The organism is Aquimarina spinulae (assembly GCF_943373825.1).
Taxonomy (GTDB): domain Bacteria; phylum Bacteroidota; class Bacteroidia; order Flavobacteriales; family Flavobacteriaceae; genus Aquimarina; species Aquimarina spinulae.
In genome coordinates this window covers 1,392,968-1,413,395 of the sequence record NZ_CALSBP010000002.1, presented here as the reverse complement: position 1 = coordinate 1,413,395, position 20,428 = coordinate 1,392,968, and the positions used below count along the sequence as shown (strand labels likewise).

17 protein-coding genes are annotated in these 20,428 nt (G+C 34.5%); 13 read left to right on the top strand and 4 right to left on the bottom strand.

All coding sequences use genetic code 11. From position 1 onward, the window contains the following. Position 1: 1 nt before the first annotated feature. The 10 genes from NNH57_RS11900 (at position 2) to NNH57_RS11855 (ending at position 12,118) form a co-directional block, all read left to right on the top strand. Entirely contained in the window at positions 2-1,180 is a 1,179-nt protein-coding gene (locus tag NNH57_RS11900) for a 3-hydroxyacyl-CoA dehydrogenase NAD-binding domain-containing protein (RefSeq protein WP_108807415.1), read from the top strand. A 9-nt stretch (positions 1,181-1,189) separates the two neighbouring features. Next, the gene (locus NNH57_RS11895) at positions 1,190-1,600 is read left to right on the top strand and encodes a PaaI family thioesterase (RefSeq protein ID WP_174412250.1); all 411 of its coding nucleotides are present in this window, start codon (positions 1,190-1,192) and stop codon (positions 1,598-1,600) included. Positions 1,601-1,718: 118 nt separating this feature from the next. Further along, the gene (gene pcaF, locus NNH57_RS11890) at positions 1,719-2,930 is read left to right on the top strand and encodes a 3-oxoadipyl-CoA thiolase (protein WP_074407549.1); all 1,212 of its coding nucleotides are present in this window, start codon (positions 1,719-1,721) and stop codon (positions 2,928-2,930) included. A gap of 3 nt (positions 2,931-2,933) precedes the next feature. Beyond that, entirely contained in the window at positions 2,934-5,435 is a 2,502-nt protein-coding gene (paaZ, locus tag NNH57_RS11885) for a phenylacetic acid degradation bifunctional protein PaaZ (protein WP_074407550.1), read from the top strand. Between the two features lie 70 nt (positions 5,436-5,505). Further along, a complete protein-coding gene (locus NNH57_RS11880; RefSeq protein WP_074407551.1) occupies positions 5,506-5,826 on the top strand; it encodes a GIY-YIG nuclease family protein in 321 nt (106 codons plus the stop codon). A 31-nt stretch (positions 5,827-5,857) separates the two neighbouring features. After that, positions 5,858-6,610 (top strand): enoyl-CoA hydratase/isomerase family protein, encoded by a 753-nt coding sequence (locus NNH57_RS11875; protein ID WP_074407552.1) that lies wholly within the window; start codon positions 5,858-5,860, stop codon positions 6,608-6,610. A 106-nt stretch (positions 6,611-6,716) separates the two neighbouring features. Then, the gene (locus NNH57_RS11870) at positions 6,717-7,313 is read left to right on the top strand and encodes an acyltransferase (RefSeq protein WP_074407553.1); all 597 of its coding nucleotides are present in this window, start codon (positions 6,717-6,719) and stop codon (positions 7,311-7,313) included. 152 nt (positions 7,314-7,465) lie between these two features. Continuing rightward, entirely contained in the window at positions 7,466-8,746 is a 1,281-nt protein-coding gene (locus tag NNH57_RS11865) for a dihydrolipoamide acetyltransferase family protein (protein WP_234423323.1), read from the top strand. 83 nt (positions 8,747-8,829) lie between these two features. Next, entirely contained in the window at positions 8,830-9,903 is a 1,074-nt protein-coding gene (locus NNH57_RS11860; RefSeq protein WP_108807414.1) for a branched-chain amino acid aminotransferase, read from the top strand. A gap of 151 nt (positions 9,904-10,054) precedes the next feature. Then, entirely contained in the window at positions 10,055-12,118 is a 2,064-nt protein-coding gene (locus tag NNH57_RS11855; RefSeq protein ID WP_108807393.1) for an alpha-ketoacid dehydrogenase subunit alpha/beta, read from the top strand. 62 nt (positions 12,119-12,180) lie between these two features. On the opposite strand, the gene NNH57_RS11850 is transcribed toward NNH57_RS11855, so the two are convergent. The 4 genes from NNH57_RS11850 to NNH57_RS11835 form a co-directional block, all read right to left on the bottom strand. Next, the gene (locus NNH57_RS11850; RefSeq protein WP_074407557.1) at positions 12,181-12,360 is read right to left on the bottom strand and encodes a hypothetical protein; all 180 of its coding nucleotides are present in this window, start codon (positions 12,358-12,360) and stop codon (positions 12,181-12,183) included. 204 nt (positions 12,361-12,564) lie between these two features. Beyond that, complete coding sequence (locus tag NNH57_RS11845) at positions 12,565-14,103, bottom strand: serine hydrolase (protein ID WP_108807392.1); 1,539 nt, start codon at positions 14,101-14,103, stop codon at positions 12,565-12,567. Between the two features lie 146 nt (positions 14,104-14,249). Beyond that, positions 14,250-14,981 carry a glycoside hydrolase family 25 protein gene (locus tag NNH57_RS11840; RefSeq protein WP_108807391.1) on the bottom strand — a complete coding sequence of 244 codons (732 nt, stop codon included), beginning with the start codon at positions 14,979-14,981 and terminating at the stop codon, positions 14,250-14,252. Between the two features lie 49 nt (positions 14,982-15,030). After that, positions 15,031-15,969, bottom strand: a complete 939-nt coding sequence (locus NNH57_RS11835; protein ID WP_108807390.1) for a hypothetical protein — start codon at positions 15,967-15,969, stop codon at positions 15,031-15,033. Between the two features lie 272 nt (positions 15,970-16,241). On the opposite strand from NNH57_RS11835, the gene NNH57_RS11830 reads away from it, so the two are divergent. From NNH57_RS11830 to NNH57_RS11820, 3 genes are all read left to right on the top strand, one after another. Beyond that, entirely contained in the window at positions 16,242-18,527 is a 2,286-nt protein-coding gene (locus NNH57_RS11830) for a glycoside hydrolase family 3 N-terminal domain-containing protein (RefSeq protein ID WP_234423322.1), read from the top strand. 110 nt (positions 18,528-18,637) lie between these two features. Next, the gene (locus NNH57_RS11825; RefSeq protein ID WP_108807389.1) at positions 18,638-19,186 is read left to right on the top strand and encodes an RNA polymerase sigma factor; all 549 of its coding nucleotides are present in this window, start codon (positions 18,638-18,640) and stop codon (positions 19,184-19,186) included. Between the two features lie 186 nt (positions 19,187-19,372). Next, on the top strand, positions 19,373-20,380 hold the full coding sequence (locus NNH57_RS11820) for a FecR family protein (protein WP_108807388.1): 1,008 nt from the start codon (positions 19,373-19,375) through the stop codon (positions 20,378-20,380). Positions 20,381-20,428 lie beyond the last annotated feature (48 nt).

Here is a 20,428-nt window from a genome sequence, read left to right as displayed (position 1 = left end):
GATGATCGTTGGAGTAATAGGATCAGGAACAATGGGAAGTGGTATCGCTCAGGTAGCCGCTACTTCTGGTTGTAAAGTAAAAGTATTTGACACGAAACAGGAAGCTTTAGATAGAAGTAAACAAGCTTTAGAAAAAATTCTTTCTCGCTTGATTGAAAAAGGAAGAATTGATCAGACAGAGAAAACACGTATTCAAGGTAATATTTCTTATGTAGATTCTTTAAAAGACCTTAAAGATGCAAACCTCACTATCGAAGCTATTATAGAGAATCTGGATATTAAAAAGAAAGTATTTTCACAACTAGAAACATATGTTGCAGAAGATACAATTATAGCATCCAATACCTCTTCTTTATCTATAGCATCTATAGCATCTTCATTACAAAAACCAGAGCGATGCATAGGAATTCATTTTTTTAACCCTGCTCCGTTAATGAAATTAGTAGAGGTGATTCCGGCGGTACAAACTTCGACTCAGGTTACTGATAAAGTAGTGAGTATTATCAAAGATTGGAAGAAAATAGTAGCCTTAGCGAAGGATACTCCTGGATTTATTGTGAATCGTGTAGCACGACCTTTTTATGGAGAATCTTTACGTATTTATGAAGAAGGCCTGGCAGATGTAGCTACTATAGATTGGAGTTTAAAAACTTTGGGAGGGTTTAGAATGGGCCCTTTTGAATTAATGGATTTTATAGGGAACGATATCAATTATACGGTTACAGAAACTGTTTTTAAAGCATTTTACTATGATCCTCGATACAAGCCTTCTTTTACACAAAAAAGATTATCTGAAGCAGGGTATCTGGGAAGAAAATCAGGTAAAGGGTATTATGAATATGGTGAAAATGCAATAAAGCAAAGTCATAAAAAAGATAAAGTACTGGCGCAATACATCTTTGATAGAGTATTGGTGATGTTGATCAATGAAGCAGCAGATGCACTGTTCTGGAATATTGCCTCGGCAGAAGATATCGATATTGCAATGACCAAAGGCGTAAATTACCCTAAAGGATTGTTAACCTGGGCAGATGAAAAAGGAATGGATTGGTGTGTCAATATGTTAGACAATCTTTATAACGAATATCACGAAGATCGATATCGATGTAGTCCGATATTAAGAAAAATGGTGAGAGAGAATCGAACTTTTTTTAATAAAAAACTAGTTGCAGATAATTAATCTACCAGTATGATAAAATCAGAAAGAATTCCTCATAAGATGTTATCTCAAGATGCTTTTAGCCAATGGTTAGGTATCGAAATTATCGAAGTCGAAAAAGGAAGATGTAAAGTAGGGATGACGATTAGGAAAGAAATGTTGAATAGCATGAATAAAGCTCACGGAGGAATATCCTATAGCTTAGCAGATACAGCTTTTGGTTTTTCTGCAAACACCCATGGCAAATATGCTGTATCTATAGAAACTTCGATCAATCATATCGAGGCGTTAGAAGAAGGGGATTATCTAACAGCAGAAGCTACAGTTGATATTACTAAAACCAAAGTAGGCTTCAATATTGTAGAAGTTAAAAGAGGAAATGATATCGTTGCGCTTTTTAAAGGAGTAGTATATAGAACCAGTAAAGACTGGGAAGAATAAATATAAAAATCAAAATAGAATTTAAAATATAAAACCATAAAATGATAAATGCAGAAGTGGTTCGGATATATAAGATTACACTTTAGAATTTATGATTTAACATTTAAAATTTAAACTTTTGAAAGAAGCATATATAATAGATGGAGTCCGCACTCCTATAGGAAGCTATAAAGGAACATTATCAGCAGTAAGAACTGATGATTTAGGAGCTTTGGTGATAGAAAAGTTAGTAGAAAATAATCCAAATATTCCAAAAGAGGCTTATGATGATGTCATTTTGGGATGTGCTAATCAAGCCGGTGAAGATAATCGTAATGTAGCCAGAATGGCTGCATTATTAGCCGGGTTACCTTTTACTGTTCCGGGAGAAACGGTAAATCGTTTATGTAGCTCGGGACTATCTGCAATAATCCATGCAAATAGAGCAATCAAAGCAGGAGATGGTGATCTGTTTATTTCGGGAGGAGTAGAGAATATGACACGTGGCCCATATGTGATTGCAAAACCGTCATCTGCTTTTGGTAATGATTCTAAAATGTATGATTCTAGTTTTGGATGGCGATTTGTAAATCAAAAAATGCACGACCTGTACGGTACAGACGGTATGGGAAATACTGCAGAGAATCTGGTAGAGAAATATAATATCTCAAGAGAAGATCAGGATACTTTTGCGTATTGGAGTCAGATGAAAGCGACCAATGCTCAGAAATCTGGGAGACTAGCTAAAGAAATTACTACAGTCGAAATTCCACAGCGTAAAAAAGATCCAATCCTATTTTCTGATGACGAGTTTGTAAAACCAACTACTACCAAAGAGGTATTAGCAAAATTACGTCCAGCTTTTAAAAAAGAAGGTAGCGTAACAGCAGGAAACTCTTCGGGATTAAACGATGGAGCAGCAGCTACCATTATTGCATCAGAAGATGCAGTAAAAAAATATAACTTAAAACCACTGGCCAGAATAGTAAGTTCTGCAGTAGTGGGAGTAGAACCCAGAATTATGGGAATTGGTCCTGTTCAGGCATCTAATAAAGCCTTAGAGAAAGCCGGAATTACAATGGACGATATAGATGTTATTGAACTTAATGAAGCCTTTGCCTCACAAGCATTAGCATGTATACGAGAATGGGGATTGGCAGATGATGACTCAAGAATAAATCCTAACGGCGGGTCTATTGCAATAGGACATCCATTAGGGGTAACCGGTACCAGGATTGCGTACTCTGCCGCTTTAGAGTTACAACAACAAAATAAACGATATGCGCTAATCACAATGTGTGTTGGAGTAGGTCAAGGATATGCTTGTGTAATCGAAAATACAAATATCTGATTTATGAAAAAACTAGAAAGCTACATAAACGGAAAATGGACTGCAGGTTCTGGTGATGGAATTGTAATGCACGATGCCATTACAGGTGAAATTATTGGGGCGTCTACAACCGAAGGGTTAGATATTCCAGAAGTGTTACAATACGGTAGAACAAAAGGAGGAGAAAAACTGAGGAAAATGACTTTTCAGCAACGTGGTAATATGCTTAAGAAATTGGCATTATATCTTACCAAACGCAAAGAAGAGTTTTATGAACTAAGTTATCGTACGGGAGCAACCCGAGTAGATAGTTGGATCGATATCGAAGGTGGTTTTGGTAATCTTTTTGCCAATGCATCCTTGCGAAAATTATTTCCGAATCAGCCTTATCATGTAGAAGGAGATCCTATAGATCTGTCTAAAGGAGGGCGGTTTATGGCACATCATATTTTAGTACCTAAAAGAGGAGTCGCTGTACATATTAATGCTTTTAATTTTCCTATTTGGGGAATGCTGGAAAAATGTGCTGTTAACTGGATGGCAGGAGTACCAGCAGTTGTATTACCTGCACCACAAACCGCATACTTAACAGAAGCAGTAGTACGAGTAATTATAGATTCTGGAATACTTCCCGAAGGAGCATTACAGTTACTTAGCGGAATGACCAAAACAATTCTTGATACTGTACAATCTCAGGATGTCGTAACTTTTACAGGTTCTGCACATACCGGAAGGATCCTTAAAGCACATCCAAGACTTATAGAAGAATCTGTACCTTTTACTATGGAGGCAGATTCATTAAATGCTTCTATATTAGGAAAAGATGCTGTGCCAGGGACACCAGAATTTGACTTATTTGTCAAAGAAGTTCGAAAAGAAATGACTGTGAAATGTGGTCAGAAATGTACTGCAATTCGTAGAATTATTGTGCCTTCAGAATTGGTTGAAGATGTACAAATCGCATTAGGGCAACAGCTAGATAAAGTTACTGTAGGAGATCCAAGATTAAAAGAAGTGCGAATGGGAGCTCTGGCAAGTAAGCAGCAAGTAGAAAGCTTTAAAAATAATATTTCCGAAATAGCTAAAACTGCTCAGATTGTATATGGTGATTTAGATAAACTTGAAACTGTTGGAGCCGATGCTCAAAAAGGAGCATTCGTAAGTCCGATTTTGATGCGAGAAGATAACCCATTCAAAAATACAAATGCGCATACTATTGAAGCATTCGGTCCGGTAGCAACCATTATGCCTTATGATACGCTAGAAGATGCTATTACATTATCTCAAATGGGTAAAGGATCATTGGTATCTTCTATTTTTACATACGATGATAAAATAGCTAAAGAATATATAGTAGGTGCAGCTTCTCATCATGGTCGCATCTTAGTTGGTAATCGAGAAAATGCTAAACAAAGTACTGGTCATGGTTCTCCATTACCATTACTTACACATGGAGGTCCGGGACGTGCCGGTGGTGGCGAAGAAATGGGAGGAATGCGAGGAATTAAGCACTTTATGCAACGTTGTGCCATCCAGGGAACACCAACCACACTTACAGAAGTAACAGGTATATACCAGGCAAATTCTGCATATAAAGAATCAGAAAATCATCCATTCTCGTATCATTGGGAAGATATTGAGCCGGGAATGTCACTAAAAACTCATAAACGTACAGTAACTGATACAGATATTATTGGTTTTGCAAACCTTACCTGGGATCACTTCTATGCGCATACAGATATAACATCCTTAGACGGAAGTATTTTTGAAAAACGTACCGCCCACGGGTATTTTATCCTGGCAGCCGCAGCAGGTTTGTTTGTATATCCTAATAAAGGTCCTGTAGCGGCCAATTATGGATTAGAAGAATGTAGATTTTTAAGACCAATCTACCATAATGATACGGTATATGTTAGACTAACCTGTAAAGAAAAAGTAGATCGAGATGTTGCAAGTGCAGAGCATCCTAGCGGAATCGTAAAATGGTTTGTAGAAGTATTTGATACCGAAGATGAGTTAGTAGCTATTGCCACCATTTTAACAATGGTACAGAAAAAGCAAACTTCTCTTGTAGAAATGACTGAAGCAAAAATTAAGGAATGCTTAGGTAAACTATCTGCAGATGTTAAACCAAAATGGGGGATCATGACACCGCAACATATGATAGAACACCTGGAGTATACCTACAAAATTGCTGCCGGAGAAATTCAGGATTTTGAAATTGCAACACCAGAAAAGATTTTGGATAAAGTACATAATAGCTTGTATAATTATGAAGCTTTTCCTAAAAATACAGACTTTCCCTTACTTAAAAAAGGAGAGTTAGAAGATCTAAATCATCCAGATCTCGAAACAGCTATAACAAAGCTAAGCGAATCTAGGGAAGTATATAAAACATATTTTAAGGAAAATCCAGATGCAATACTAAAAAATATTGTTTTCGGAGAATTGAATAAATATGAATGGTATCTGTTAGAAAGAAAACATTTAAACCATCATTTTGATCAATTTAATCTATTAGATTAAATTGATCAAAATTCCTGTGAAGACGGGAATCTAAATTATGAAGGGATGAGAATCTTATAATTAAATGTAAATGATAATTTGGAGTGTATATATCATAACAAATAAACCTAACGGAGTTCTTTATATAGGAGTGACTAAAGATTTGAAAAGAAGAATACGCCAACACAGAAATAAAATACATCCGAGAACATTTTCAGCAAGATATAATCTGGAGAAGTTGGTGTATCATGAAAATTATAAGACAAAAGAAGAAGCGTACACCCGGGAAAAACAAATGAAAAAATGGAATCGGGAATGGAAAATAAAATTGATTGAAAAAGATAATATAAGTTGGATTGACTTGACTGAAAATTTGACCGAGTATTTTAAAAATAATGTAGAATTAAAATAATAAGATTCCCGCCTATGCGGGAACGCAGATAATGACACAACCATACGTAAACATAAACATAGAAAATCAGGTAGGAACTATTGAGTTTTTTCATCCTGCTCATAATTCTTTACCAGGAGATATTTTGGCTAAGCTTGCTCAAACAATTACTGATGCAGGTACTAATGATGATATCAAGGTAATTGTATTAAAAAGCGGAAAAGACAGAACGTTTTGTGCCGGAGCAAGTTTTAAAGAGTTGATCAATATTAATGATGCCGAAACTGGAAAAGTATTTTTCTCTGGTTTTGCCAATGTGATCAATGCTATGCGTAAATGCCCAAAATTTATTATCGGGCGAGTGCAAGGAAAAACCGTTGGTGGTGGAGTTGGATTAGCTTCTGCAACCGACTATTGTATGGCAACAAAATATGCATCTATAAAATTAAGCGAACTTAATGTAGGGATAGGACCATTTGTAGTAGGGCCTGCCGTAGAACGTAAAATAGGATTGTCTGCAATGACACAGATAGCGATTGATGCCAATTCATTTTATGATGCAGAGTGGGCTAGAGATAAAGGGTTGTTTACCAAAGTTTTTGAAGATGTAGAAACATTAGATGTTGAAGTAAAAGCTTTTACAGAACATTTATGTACATACAATCCAGAGGCAATGAAGGATATGAAACAAGCATTTTGGAAAGGAACAGAAGATTGGGATACACTTTTGGCAGATAGAGCCGTAATTAGCGGAAGATTGGTATTAAGTGATTTTACAAAAGAGAAATTAAAAGGATTTAAATAACAGATTCCTGGGGTCACACTGAGCGTCTCGAAGTGTAGCCAGGAATCCCAGAAAAGAAAATTAAAATAGAACTAAGTAAAGATCCCTGCTTACGCAGGAATAAGTTATGATTTACAGCTTTAAAGGATATATACCCGTAGTACACGAAAGTAGTTTTGTGCATCCGCTGGCAGCAGTAACTGGCAATGTGATCATTGGTAAAAACTGTTATATCGGACCAGGAGCTGCGATACGTGGAGATTGGGGAGAGATTATCCTTGAAGATGGAGTTAATGTGCAAGAAAATTGTACGGTACATATGTTTCCAGGTAAATCTATTGTGCTCAAAGAAAGTGCGCATGTAGGACACGGAGCGGTGATTCATGGTGCAAATTTGGGACGTAATTGCTTAATTGGAATGAATACTGTAATCATGGATGATGCAGAGATAGGGGATGAATGTATAGTGGGAGCAATGTCTTTTGTGAAAGCAAATACAGTTTTTCCAAAACGAAGTTTGATTGTTGGTAATCCGGCAAAGGTAATTAAAGAAGTAAGTGATGAAATGATAGCCTGGAAAACAAAAGGTACACAGCTATATCAACAATTACCAGCAGATTGTTATGAGTCATTAAAAGAAGTAGAGCCTCTAAGAGAAGTCCCAGAGGATAGAGGAAGACAGGAAGCATTTTATAAAACGTTGGAAGAGTTTAAAAAGAAATAGATCATTACGAATGTCACATTGAGTTGTCACACTGAGCTTGTTGAAGTGTTGTCGAAATGTAACATGAACGAATAAAATTAATATATTACAAGTAATTAACTAACAAACATTTGTTAACCAAGATGTCGACAGTAGAATTAAAAATGCCCAAAATGGGTGAAAGTATATCAGAGGCTACCATTCTTAACTGGTTAAAGAATGTAGGTGATACGGTAGAAGAGGATGAAACAATTTTAGAAGTAGCTACAGATAAAGTAGATTCTGAAGTGCCTTCTCCTTGTAATGGAGTGATAACAGAAATACGGTATCAGCCTAATGAAGTAGTAGAGATAGGGCAGGTAATTGCTGTTATCAATGCCGATGCAGTATCTGGGTCATCTCATCAAAAATCGGAAGAGACAGAAACTACTATTGAAAGATCACAAAAAAAGCCAGAACCATCTGTTCAAACAGCATCAAAAACAACAAGTAATTCTGATTTCAAAAATCTAAATTTAGGCGAAAACGATGGCTTTTTATCTCCTTTGATCATTAGCATTGCTCAAAAAGAAAATATCACTATAGAAGAACTGCAGAGTATTGCAGGTACAGGAGTAGATGGTCGTATACGCAAAAGTGATGTGATGCAATACCTGAAAAACAGGAAATACCCACTGCCTAGCAGGCCACAACCACAATCACCAAAATCAACTTACAATGCACCACCGATCTCGTTTGTAGAAGGCAAAGATCGTATTGTAGAAATGGATCGTATGCGCAAAATGATTGCAGATCATATGGTGTATTCTAAACATACTTCGCCTCATGTAACCAGTTATATCGAAGTTGATGTAACCAATATCGTGAATTGGAGAAACGAAGTAAAGGTGAAGTTTCAGGAAAAACACGGAGAAAAATTAACATTCACTCCAATTTTTGTAGAAGCGGTTGCTAAGGCAATTCAGGAATACCCAATGATTAATGTTTCTGTAGATGACAAGAAGATTGTGGTACATAACGATATTAATGTTGGTATGGCAACTGCACTACCTAATGGTAACTTAATCGTTCCGGTGGTTAAAAATGCAGATGAAAAAAACCTACTTGGATTGGCTAAACGTGTAAACCATTTGGCAAATAGTGCAAGGAATAATGCCTTAAAACCAGATGAAATACAGGGAAGTACCTTTACCATTTCTAATGTAGGAACCTTTGGTAGTTTGATGGGAACACCAATTATTAATCAACCCGAAGTTGCTATTCTTGCTTTAGGGATTATTAAGAAAAGACCCGAAGTAATTACTACAGAAAAAGGAGATGAAATTGCAATTAGAAGTATGATGTATTTGTCATTGTCTTTTGATCATAGAGTAGTAGATGGGTTTTTAGGAGGATCATTTTTACGTAAAGTAGGTGATGAATTGGAAGCTTTTGATATAAATAGAGAAATATAATAATAAATGCACAAGGGATAGAAGCAGGCTACCATGTAGCGCGAATAGCCCGACCCAATGGGATGTGCCCAAAACAAATACTAATGGAGCAGCAAATCAAAATTACAACAACCTCAGATTCAAAATTAAAGGATATTGATTTTGATAATATTCCTTTGGGTAAAGCCTTTACCGATCATATGTTTATCTGTGATTATGAAAATGGAGCGTGGCAAAACCCGCGTATCGAACCATTAGAATGTATTCCTACACATCCTGCAGCGATGGCTTTGCATTATGGGCAAGCAATTTTTGAAGGAATGAAAGCTACAGTAGGAAAAGATAATACTCCGCTGTTGTTTAGACCAGAAGAAAATGCAAAACGATTTAATCATAGTGCTGCCAGAATGGGAATGCCTTCTGTACCCGAAGAACTTTTTGTAGAGGCAGTAAAGCAGATTGTAGGTGTAGAATATGACTGGATACCACCACAAGAAGGAAGTGCATTGTATTTGCGACCATTTATGTATGCAGATGAACCTTTTATTGGGATGCGTGCAGCAACAAGTTATAAGTTTATTGTGATCTGTTCTCCTGCCGGACCGTTCTTTACCAAAAAAATAAAATTATATGCTGAAACCGAATATATAAGAGCTGCAGATGGAGGAACAGGAGAAGCAAAAGCAGCAGGTAATTATGCTGCAGCGATCCTGCCTACAGAAAAAGCTAAAGCCAAAGGCTATGATCAGGTATTGTGGTTAGATGCTAATGAACACAAGTATATTCAGGAAGTAGGAACGATGAATATCTTTTTTAAAGTAGATGGAAAGTTTATCACCCCAAGAACCAATGGATCAATTCTAAAAGGAATTACTCGTGATAGTGTACTCACTTTACTAAAAGATAAAGGTTTTGAAGTAGAAGAACGCCCGATTACGATTGATGAGGTTATTGAGTTTTCGAAAGAAGGAAAATTAGAAGAAGCTTTTGGAACAGGAACAGCAGTTGCTATTGCCATGATAGAAACTATTGGATATAATGAAGAATTAATCACATTACCCAATACAAACCCTGTAAGTCAGGATATGAAAAATACTCTTGATGAGATTAAAGCCCAGAAAAGAGAAGATAAACATGGTTGGATTATACCCGTGTCTATTAAAGAGAAAGTAAAATAATTAGAATTTACGAATTTGGATTTACGAAGGATAAAATAATTAAAATGTTATTTAAGGAAGAATTTAGGTGGTTTCAGTGTTTTATAGTTAAAGAATATCGAAAGCAAGTGAAATCAAAAATCGTAAGTCGTACATCAAAAATTGATTTAAAATGTTAGCTGAAAAAACCATAGCAAAAGAAGTATTAGAAAAAGCATTCATGACGCTCTGTAAGGCTAAGTCGATGACAGAGTTGTACGAAGAAAATTTCAAGATTGTTTCTAAATATGTACATGCTACCTCGAGAGGGCATGAAGCAATTCAAATAGCTACAGCAATGCAGTTATTACCTCAGGATTATGCGTTTCCGTATTACAGGGATGATTCGATGTTACTGGGGATAGGAATGCGACCGTATGATTTGATGTTGCAGTTACTGGCAAAAAAAGAAGATCCTTTTTCGGGAGGTAGAACCTATTACTCGCATCCCAGTTTACGTGATGAGGATAAACCAAAAATTCCGCACCAATCATCAGCAACAGGAATGCAGGCGATACCTTCTACGGGAGTAGCAATGGGAATGCAATACAAAGAATTGGTTGGTTTGGATGACAAATCATTAAAAGATAAACCTCTGGTAGTATGTTCTCTTGGAGATGCATCAGTAACAGAGGGAGAGATTGCAGAAGCTTTTCAGATGGCTGCCTTAAAGCAATTACCGATTTTGTATTTGGTACAGGATAACGGATGGGATATTTCTGCAAATGAAGAGGAAACCCGTGCGCAAAATGCTTTTGAATATGCAGCAGGATTTAATGGATTAGAAGCTATTTCTATCGATGGGGCTAATTTTACCGAAAGCTACTTGGCGATACAAGAAGTAATCAAAACCATTAGGGAAGAAAGAAGACCGATTCTGGTGCATGCCAAAGTACCTTTGCTAAATCATCATACTTCGGGAGTGCGAATGGAATGGTATCGTGATGATCTTGAAGAAGCTCGTTCTCGTGATCCATATCCAGTATTAAGAAATCAATTACTCTCATCTGGTTTTACAGAAGATGAAGTATTGGCTATCGAAACAGAAGCAAAAACAGTAGTAACCAAAGATTTGGAAGAAGCTATGAAGGCCGAAGATCCAAAACCAGAAGACCTGTTTACTCATGATTTTGCACCAACACCAATTACAGAAGAGAAAGGAGAACGATCTCCTGCAGATAAAGAAGAAGTGGTAATGGTAGATTGCGCTCTGTTTGCTGTAGAAGAATTAATGAAGAAGCATAAAGAATGTTTGTTATATGGACAAGATGTAGGGGGAAGACTAGGAGGAGTATTTAGAGAAGCAGCTACATTAGCTCAAAAATTTGGAGACGAACGTGTGTTTAATACTCCTATCCAGGAAGCTTTTATTGTTGGTTCTACTGTGGGAATGTCTGCTGTTGGTTTAAAGCCTATTGTAGAAGTACAGTTTGCCGATTATATTTGGCCAGGGCTAAATCAATTATTTACAGAAGTAAGTAGATCCTGTTATTTATCTAATGGAAAATGGCCGGTATCGATGATTCTACGAGTTCCGATTGGAGCATATGGTAGTGGAGGACCTTATCATTCCTCGTCGGTTGAATCTGTAGTAACTAATATTCGTGGAATCAAGATTGCATATCCAAGTACTGGGGCAGATCTTAAAGGATTGATGAAAGCTGCATATCATGATCCAAATCCTGTAGTCATTTTAGAGCACAAAGGATTGTATTGGTCAAAGGTAAAAGGAACCGATGCTGCCAGAACCATAGAACCATCAGAAGATTATGTATTGCCTTTTGGTAAAGCTAATGTTGTACAACGTATATGGCCACAGGATGAAAAAGAAACTATGACGATCATAACTTACGGTATGGGAGTACATTGGGCGCTTAATGCCACAAAAGACATGAAAGATGTGGTTGAGGTTATCGATTTACGCACATTATATCCTCTAGATGAAGAAACCATTATGGAATCGGTAAAGAAAACAAAGAAATGTCTTGTAGTTACCGAAGAACCTACCAATAATTCTTTTGCAAGAGCATTATCGGGTAAAATCCAGGAAGAATGCTTTAGATCTTTGGATGCTCCTGTAATGACAATTGGGTCAGAAAATATGCCAGCTATTCCTTTGAACAGCACTTTGGAGCAAACCATGATTCCTTCTACCGAAAAGGTAAAAGAGAAGATAGACGAATTATTAAATTATTAAGTAATTGATTAGTAAAAGAAATACCCTGGTAGTTTAGATCTAAATTACCAGGGTATATTTTTTTATCCCCATCTGCAAAATCTATCACAGTACCCTATACCACAAGCACCTCTACCACTTCTAGTAGGACAACATAAATTTCCTAGTTGATAACAACCGGGTAATGGCCCAGAGCCATTAATAGATTTTTGAAGCTCTTTACTTAGTTTTTTTACCCCATTTACATTTAGAATACTTTTCATTTTTGAAGGTTTTAAGAGTTTATATTCAATGAATTAATAATGGTGTAAGATATTGATAATAAGGAGTTTTTGTTTGATGTGATATAATATGATTATGTTAAGTTATTGAATTTGATAGTGAAGAAGGTATTGATTTATATAAAGAGATCACCTTACTTTCTCATATCGAAAATCAGATTCTTGTTTTGAATGTAAGTTGTTTTGTTATTCAGATATTCTATATGGTTTTAGTTCTTCAAAGAAGATGTCATCATTAGGAACATCAAAATCCATACTTTTAACATTTAAGTTATTATCAGTATTAAATTTTACGGTTCCAAAACTAAACCAGGCATGTTTCTTATCCCAAACAATTTCCCAAACGTCATGGTGCCAGTGTCGTAGTGTAGCAGATAAATCTGGAGTATGTTCAAATTTCATGCGTAACTGGTCTTTTTCTAACGAGATTTTAATTTTTCCGTAGATATCAGACCTATAATCCCCTGCTATTTTAGTTGGTGCGACAGAAGGTTTGGTATTTAACTCTCTTTTTTCTTTTCTTTTAGAGATTCGAGTATCTTTTTTGCCATTAGTATTTGCCTTTTTCAATAATTTGGCAGACCAATCGATAGATGTTGTGCCTAGAAATTGATCTAAAGCGTGGTAAGTTGCAGCTCTAATTGGACTTTTCATACCATTGGTAAGTACTACAACCCCAAGATTTTCGTCAGGAATTAAAGTAACTGCCGTAATCATCCCATCGAACCCTCCTGTATGAGCAACGCTAAGCCTTCCTTGATAATCACTTAATCCCCATCCTAATCCATAGCCACTAAAATGCTTATTGAAATCATTTTTTGAAGTGTGATCTACTCTATAATTGTTATGAGGTGTCCAGATTATATTTCTGGTGTTTTTGGTAAGTAAGGTATCTTTATCAATACGACCGTGGTTTAGATTAAAGATCATCCATTTAGAAACATCTTTAACACTAGAAATAAGCCCACCCATAGCTCCTATTTCTTCCCAATCTACCCATTCGATAGGGATATTTTTATCATTTACACGACCATGTGGGGTGGCATAATTCTTTTTTGAATCGAGTTTTTTATATGAGGTTATGGTTCTATCCATTCCCAAAGGATCCAGAATTCGCTCTTGTACATTTTCTCCCCAACTTTTTCCGGTTACTTTTTTTATAATTTCTCCTGCAGTAATGTACATCACATTAGAGTACCCAAAACCAGATCTAAAATCATGAGTTTTAGGAAGATGTTTAATTCTTTTTATAATTTCTTCTGATGTTAGGTTTGCTTTATACCAGATCACATCACCACTGAATGTACCAAGCCCTACACGATGACTTAGTATGTCTCTTATAGTAACTTCATTACTTACCCATGGATCATAGAGCGCAAAATATGGTAGGTGTTTCTTTGCTTTATCATCCCAGTTTAGCTTTCCTTCCTGAACCAGCATTCCAATGATAGTAGCCGTAAACGCTTTAGAATTAGATGCAATGGCATACAGTGTATTTTCATCAGGTTTTTCGTTTTTTCCTTGTTCTTTTATTCCGTAACTACCACTAAAAACCAGTTTTCCATCTTTAACAATTCCAATAGAAACACTGGGGATATCCCAGTCTTTTGCCATTTTTGCATAGTATTCATCTAATTTTTTGAGATCAACTGTAGTGCCTGTTTGACCTAATATATTCGTTGTAGAAATCAGCAATACTGTAAATAACAGCAATAGTTTTTTCATGATATTAATTTTAGATAGTGTTTTGTGTGTTTCGAAAGGTAAATATAATTTATTTAAGATGATAAGAATTGTTATATCTCCTTTAAAATGATAAGCTATATAAGCAGTTTTGTCTAATTAAGAACTACAATTAGGTATGCAGAGTACTATTTTTTCAATAGTTTTCTAAATGCTTCAGCATTGCCATGAAATAGATCATAATCGACATCGCCTTTGATTCCTTTTAAATTTTTAAGATCTGTACGTTGCCAGATAATCCAGCCTTCACTTTTCCAGGTGTTAGGAACTTTTGGAGCTTTTTTGGTATACGCTGCAATCCACAATTTATATTTGGCAAAATCGGGATGGTCAAGGTATTTAACACCAAAATAATAATTAGAATAGATAATTGGAGTTACTCCCCATTCCTTTTCTACTGTTTGTAACCAGAGTAAGGTGTTTTTTTGATATTCTTTTTTAGTAACAGGGGCTTGAATCCCTAATTCTTCTAGATCTAAAACAGGAGGTAAATCTCCCGGTTCTAATGTGCCTACTGCAGCTATAAAATTTTGAGCTTGCTTTGTAGGGTCGTAACCGGTTTGATAAAAATGATAAGCACCCCGGTAGATACACTTACTTTTTGCAGCTGCTCTGTTTGTTTTAAACATTGGATCTTTAAAATCATCACCTTCTGTAGCTTTGATGTATACAAAATTAACACCGTCTTTCTTAATATCATTCCATTTGATATCTCCTTGAAAATGAGATACATCCATTCCTAAGATAGAAGGGTCCGTTTCGAGTCTTTGGTTTTCTGAAGTACACAAATTGTTTTTGTCTGTTGCACAAGAAAACAGTACTAACGATAGTATAAAAAGTTGAATGGTAATTTTTTTCATGAATTCTATTGGTTAAGTCTTAAAAGTATTTAATTGTTTAAATTTTAGGTTAATGTGGATCATGGGTTAGATCTTTGCCAAGTTTTTTTAAATTTTCCTCTTGGGCTTCTTCAATTTTACTTAATCCAGAAAAATGAAAGAACTTCTTAAGTAAGAAACTCATGATATAAAAATATAATAGTGGTAAAATAAGAAAAAGAACAATGAGGTTACTAATCATGTTTATGATAAGTTTCATCAATTCTTTTTTACCTTCTTTTAAGATTGCAAAAGCTTCAGAAAATCCTTCTTCTGCATCAACACTAACATCTTCGACTTTATCAACAACTGCATCTTCAACTTTTTTAAAAATGCCTATACCTTTACGACCTTTTTCTTTAGCTTTCTTTAATTGTCTGTTTTTTCGAGCTTCTTGTTTTGATTTGATGTGCTTTTTCTTTGCTTCATATTTGTTCTTAATAGATGAAAGATGCTCATGTAACGAAGAACCAAGACTTAATTCCATAGTGTCAGATACATAGTGTATTCCATTAACATATAAAGAAAGTCCCGGGTTGATAAGCAATGCTATAATAAGCAGTTTTAAAGCTGTTTTTTTATATTTTTCAAAGAATATACCCATAAGAAAAATCACAGGGAGTACTTTAAACAGTAATGATTTACCCATATTTACCAATATGGTTTGAACTGCAATTACAATATTTGCAAAGGTTAAATAATTGATTGCTCGTGTAAAAATATCAGAAAGCTCTGTTGCCAGTCCCCCAACTAAGAGGATACCAGAATTGTCAATACCTGTAGTAATACTTTTTAACTCCATGGCAACGCCAAGACCCAGCATCATATCTCCATTAATATTAGATAAAAAATCAATAGCTGGTGCCACTAGTATGTTACTAAACCCCAGAATGATAATAATCAAAGAGATGATAATAACCCAGGTTTTATCATTTTTAATAAGATTGGATAGTGTTTGGTTAATATCCATAGCAGTAGTAAAGTTGGTTCATTTTGTGTAGTTTAAAGGTAGAGAATTTTTGAAGTAAATTGTATAGGTATTTATACGTAATTATTACAGAAATATATAAAGTATATTCAGAAAAATTATGCATAAAATTACCATATGATTTTCTACAATTTTGATATAATACAAGTGATATTTTTGATGATTCTTTAAAAAAACTTTAAGAATAGTGTCTATGTTTCTTGAAACAAGTACTCTTTTATAAATGTTTACGAATTAATAATATATCACCAAATATGAGAATTAGTACAATTATTACTATGCTATTAAGTGTAGCTCTATTATCATCTTGCTCATTTAAAAAACAAGAGGATGTTCCTTCTGATCCAATTGATGCCAAAGTATCTAAACTATTATCAAGTATGACTTTGGAAGAGAAAATTGGTCAAATGACTCAAATTACAATTACTGCACTAGAAAAAGAGGGGCAACCAGGAATACTGGACAAAAATAAATTAAGAGAAGCGATTCATAAATATAAGATTGGTTCGATACTTAATACACCTAATCCAGGAGCTCCAAAACCGAAAAGGTGGAATGCAATTTTAAATGAAATTTTGGCAGAAACTAATCAGACCGATAAGAAAATTCCAATTATTTATGGAATAGATGCTATTCATGGAGCAAGTTATACAGATGGAGCCGTTTTATTTCCTCAACAAATAGGTTTGGCCGCAACATGGGATGCCGAATTGGTTGAAAAATGTACAGCTATTGCTGCTTATGAGACCAGAGCATCTTCGATACCCTGGGTTTTTTCTCCTGATTTAGATTTGCCACGACATCCAGCCTGGTCAAGGCTTTGGGAATCCTTTGGGGAGGATACGTACTTGTCTTCACAAATGGCTGTAGCAATGGTAAAAGGTTTTCAGGGAAATGATGTTGGTGCATCTGATAAAGTAGCTGCCTGTCTTAAGCATTATATTGGATATGGAAGTACAACTACAGGAAAAGACAGGACCCCAAGCATTATTCCTGAAAGAGTACTTAGACAATATGATTTACCCATATATGAGAATAGTATAAATGCTGGAGCCAAAAGTGTTATGATTAGCTCTGGAGAGATTAATGGTACTCCTGTTCATGCTAGTAAAAAAATGATAACAGAGATTCTAAAAGGTGAATTAGATTTTAAAGGTTTTGTGGTAACAGATTGGCAAGATATAATTTACTTACATACTCGTCATAAGGTAGCTTCTACTATGCGTGAAGCTGTTAAGAAATCAGTTATGGCAGGAATTGATATGAGTATGGTGCCAGAGAATTACTCTTTTTTTGAAGAGTTATTTTCTTTGGTGAGTGACGGCGAAGTACCTATGTCTAGAATAGATGATGCGGTAAGTAGAATTCTGAGAGTGAAGTTTGAATTAGATTTATTTAGAACACCGATTACCAACCCTGAAGATTATCCTGATTTTGGTTCTCCTTCTTCGATAGCAATGTCGTATATCGCCGCATCTGAGTCTATTACTCTACTAAAAAACACAGATAAAATACTTCCTATTGCTAAAGAAAGTAAGGTACTGATAACAGGGCCAACTGCTAACAGTATGCAATACCTTAATGGTGGATGGTCATACACATGGCAAGGGGAAAAAAGTGATGAATATGCAAACGATAAACTTACAATTTTAGAAGCATTTAAAAATAAAGTAGGAGAGCAAAATCTAGTATATACGCCTGGGGTATCTATTTTTAAAGAGGTTGATATTGCCAAATCTGTTTCACTTGCCAGTAATGCAGATTATATTGTTTTATGTTTAGGCGAGCATAACTATACAGAGACCCCGGGAGATATTAATGATTTGATGATCACAGAACCCCAGATCAAATTAGCACAAGCATTAGCTAAGCTAAATAAACCGATTATACTAATCCTTAATGAAGGAAGACCAAGAATCATAAGTCAATTTGAAAACGATATGAATGCCGTTTTGCAATGTTATCTTCCAGGAAATGAAGGGGCGCGTGCTTTGGTAGATATTGTTTATGGAGATATAAATCCAAGTGGAAAACTACCTTATAATTATCCCAGATACACAAATTCTCTACAAAAATATAATAGAAAATATACAGAAAGTTTGGGAGATGAAGAGCAAAATGATGATGCAGATTATCAAAAAAGTTATAATCCACAATATGAGTTTGGATATGGGTTATCATACACAACTTTTGGCTATAAAAATTTAAAACTGGATAAGATATTTATTAATAAAGAAGACGCGATTCAAATAACTGTAGATGTTCAAAATACTGGAGTAAGAACCGGAAAAGAAGTGGTGCAACTATATCTTAAAGATATGTATGCAAGTATTACACCTGAGGTAAAAGCTCTAAAAAGATTTAAAAAAATAGAACTTCAACCAGGAGAAATGAAAACAGTTTCATTTACGATTGGAATTGATGATTTAAAGTTTGTTAATGAAAATAATGAATGGATTGCAGAAAGTGGAGAATTTGAAATAATGATTGGCCCCCTTTCTAAAAAAATAGTACTTGAAAAAGAGCTACAAGAACCGTAAAGATTTTTTTATTAGAATTGTTTTTGTTAATTTAATGTTAAAAAAATATTCTTAATGCTTTGAAAATAAATTATTTATTCAGGAATTCATAAACGCTTAAACTATTTTAAATGCAATCTGTTAAAACTATAGATTCTGTATTGTGGACAAAAGTTAAATTAGGGGATTTAGATGCTTTTAATCAACTATATGACAAATATATAGATGCACTTTATGAATTTGGTATTCAACATACCAAGGATACAGACTATGTTAAGGATTGCATCCATGATCTATTTTTAGATATTTACAAATACCGTAAAAAACTTTCTGATGTTGATAATGTAAAATATTATCTTTTTAAATCTTTGAAAAGAAAGATCAATAGAAAATTTAAATCAAAACTTAGTCTATTCTCAACAGAAGAGAAAAAAAATGAAATTAGATCTGAATACAAGTCGATAGAAGAAATTATTATTCAGTCAGAAAACACATCAGAAATTGAAGCAAAACTTTCTGCTGCTTTAACATCTCTTTCTAGTAGACAACGAAAAGGATTATCCTTAAAATTTGATGAAAAAAAATCATACGAAGAGATTGCCGCGATCATGGGGATTTCTATAGAATCGGTACGTACACTTATCTACAGAGCGGTAAAAAAATTGAGAAATGAGATTTGAGTTAAACAAAAATTAAAAAAACAAAAAAGATAATTTTTTGTCTATGTTTTTTGGTTTTGATGCTTTTATAATATGGTAAGGTGCTGAATTTGTTATTTCATCATTAAGTTTTACCAAATGCTATAGTATAATAATGTGCTAGATAAAAACATAAAATAGTATAATTGATATTAAAATCTTCCCAAAATGTTAACCGAAGAAGAAAAAAGAATTTTAAAAAATAAAATAAATACGTCTGTTACAGAATATCGTAATAAAAAGAAAAAGAGACGACTAGGATATTATATAGGTGTTGCTGCAGCAATTACAATTATATTTTTTTCTGTTAAGCATACCAATACCTTTCAGAATTCATCTGCAATAAAAAACTATGTTGATGCTACAGATATTAATATTGATAAAGATGGAGACGTAAAGTTGGTTTTAAATGATAAAGAGGAAGTGAAAATTACAGAAAAAACATCAAGTGTCACGTATTCTAGCTCTGGAGGAGAAGTAGATATTAATGATTCTAAAATAATAGAACAATCGTTAGAGAATACTTTTAATACAGTTATTGTTCCTTTTGGAAAGAGAACTAAAATCACTCTGTCTGAAGGTACAAAAGTATGGCTTAATTCGGGTTCGAAACTTACATATCCAGTTGTGTTTAATGGAGATAAAAGAGAAGTTCATCTTATAGGAGAAGCTATTTTTGATGTAAAACATAACAAAAAGCAACCATTTTATGTGGTTACAGATGATTACGATATTAAAGTTTTAGGTACGGTATTTAATGTAAGCAGTTATAATGATGATGATTATACAAGTACAGCTTTAGAACGAGGTAGTGTAGAGATAAAGTATAAAGGGAATTCTATTTTTGGGAAATCAAGTATAAAAATAACTCCGGGAACACTCGCTGTATATAATAATAAAACTAAAAAAATAAGGAGCAAGAGAGTCGATGTTACCAAATATATGTCGTGGCGTGATGGTAAATTTATATTCAAAAAAGAAAGAATGGATATGATAGTTAAAAAGCTTTCCCGGTATTATAATGTTGTAATTTCTATAGAGAGCGAAGAACTTAAAATGCAGACTTTCTCTGGTCATTTAGATTTAAAAGATAGTGTAGAAAAAGTGATGGAAGTTCTCAAACAATCAACAGATTTGAGATACAAAATAGAAAACGGAAAATTTGTAATTAACTAAAAACCAAAAACCATATGATATGAAATGACAAAGAGATTGTAATCTATT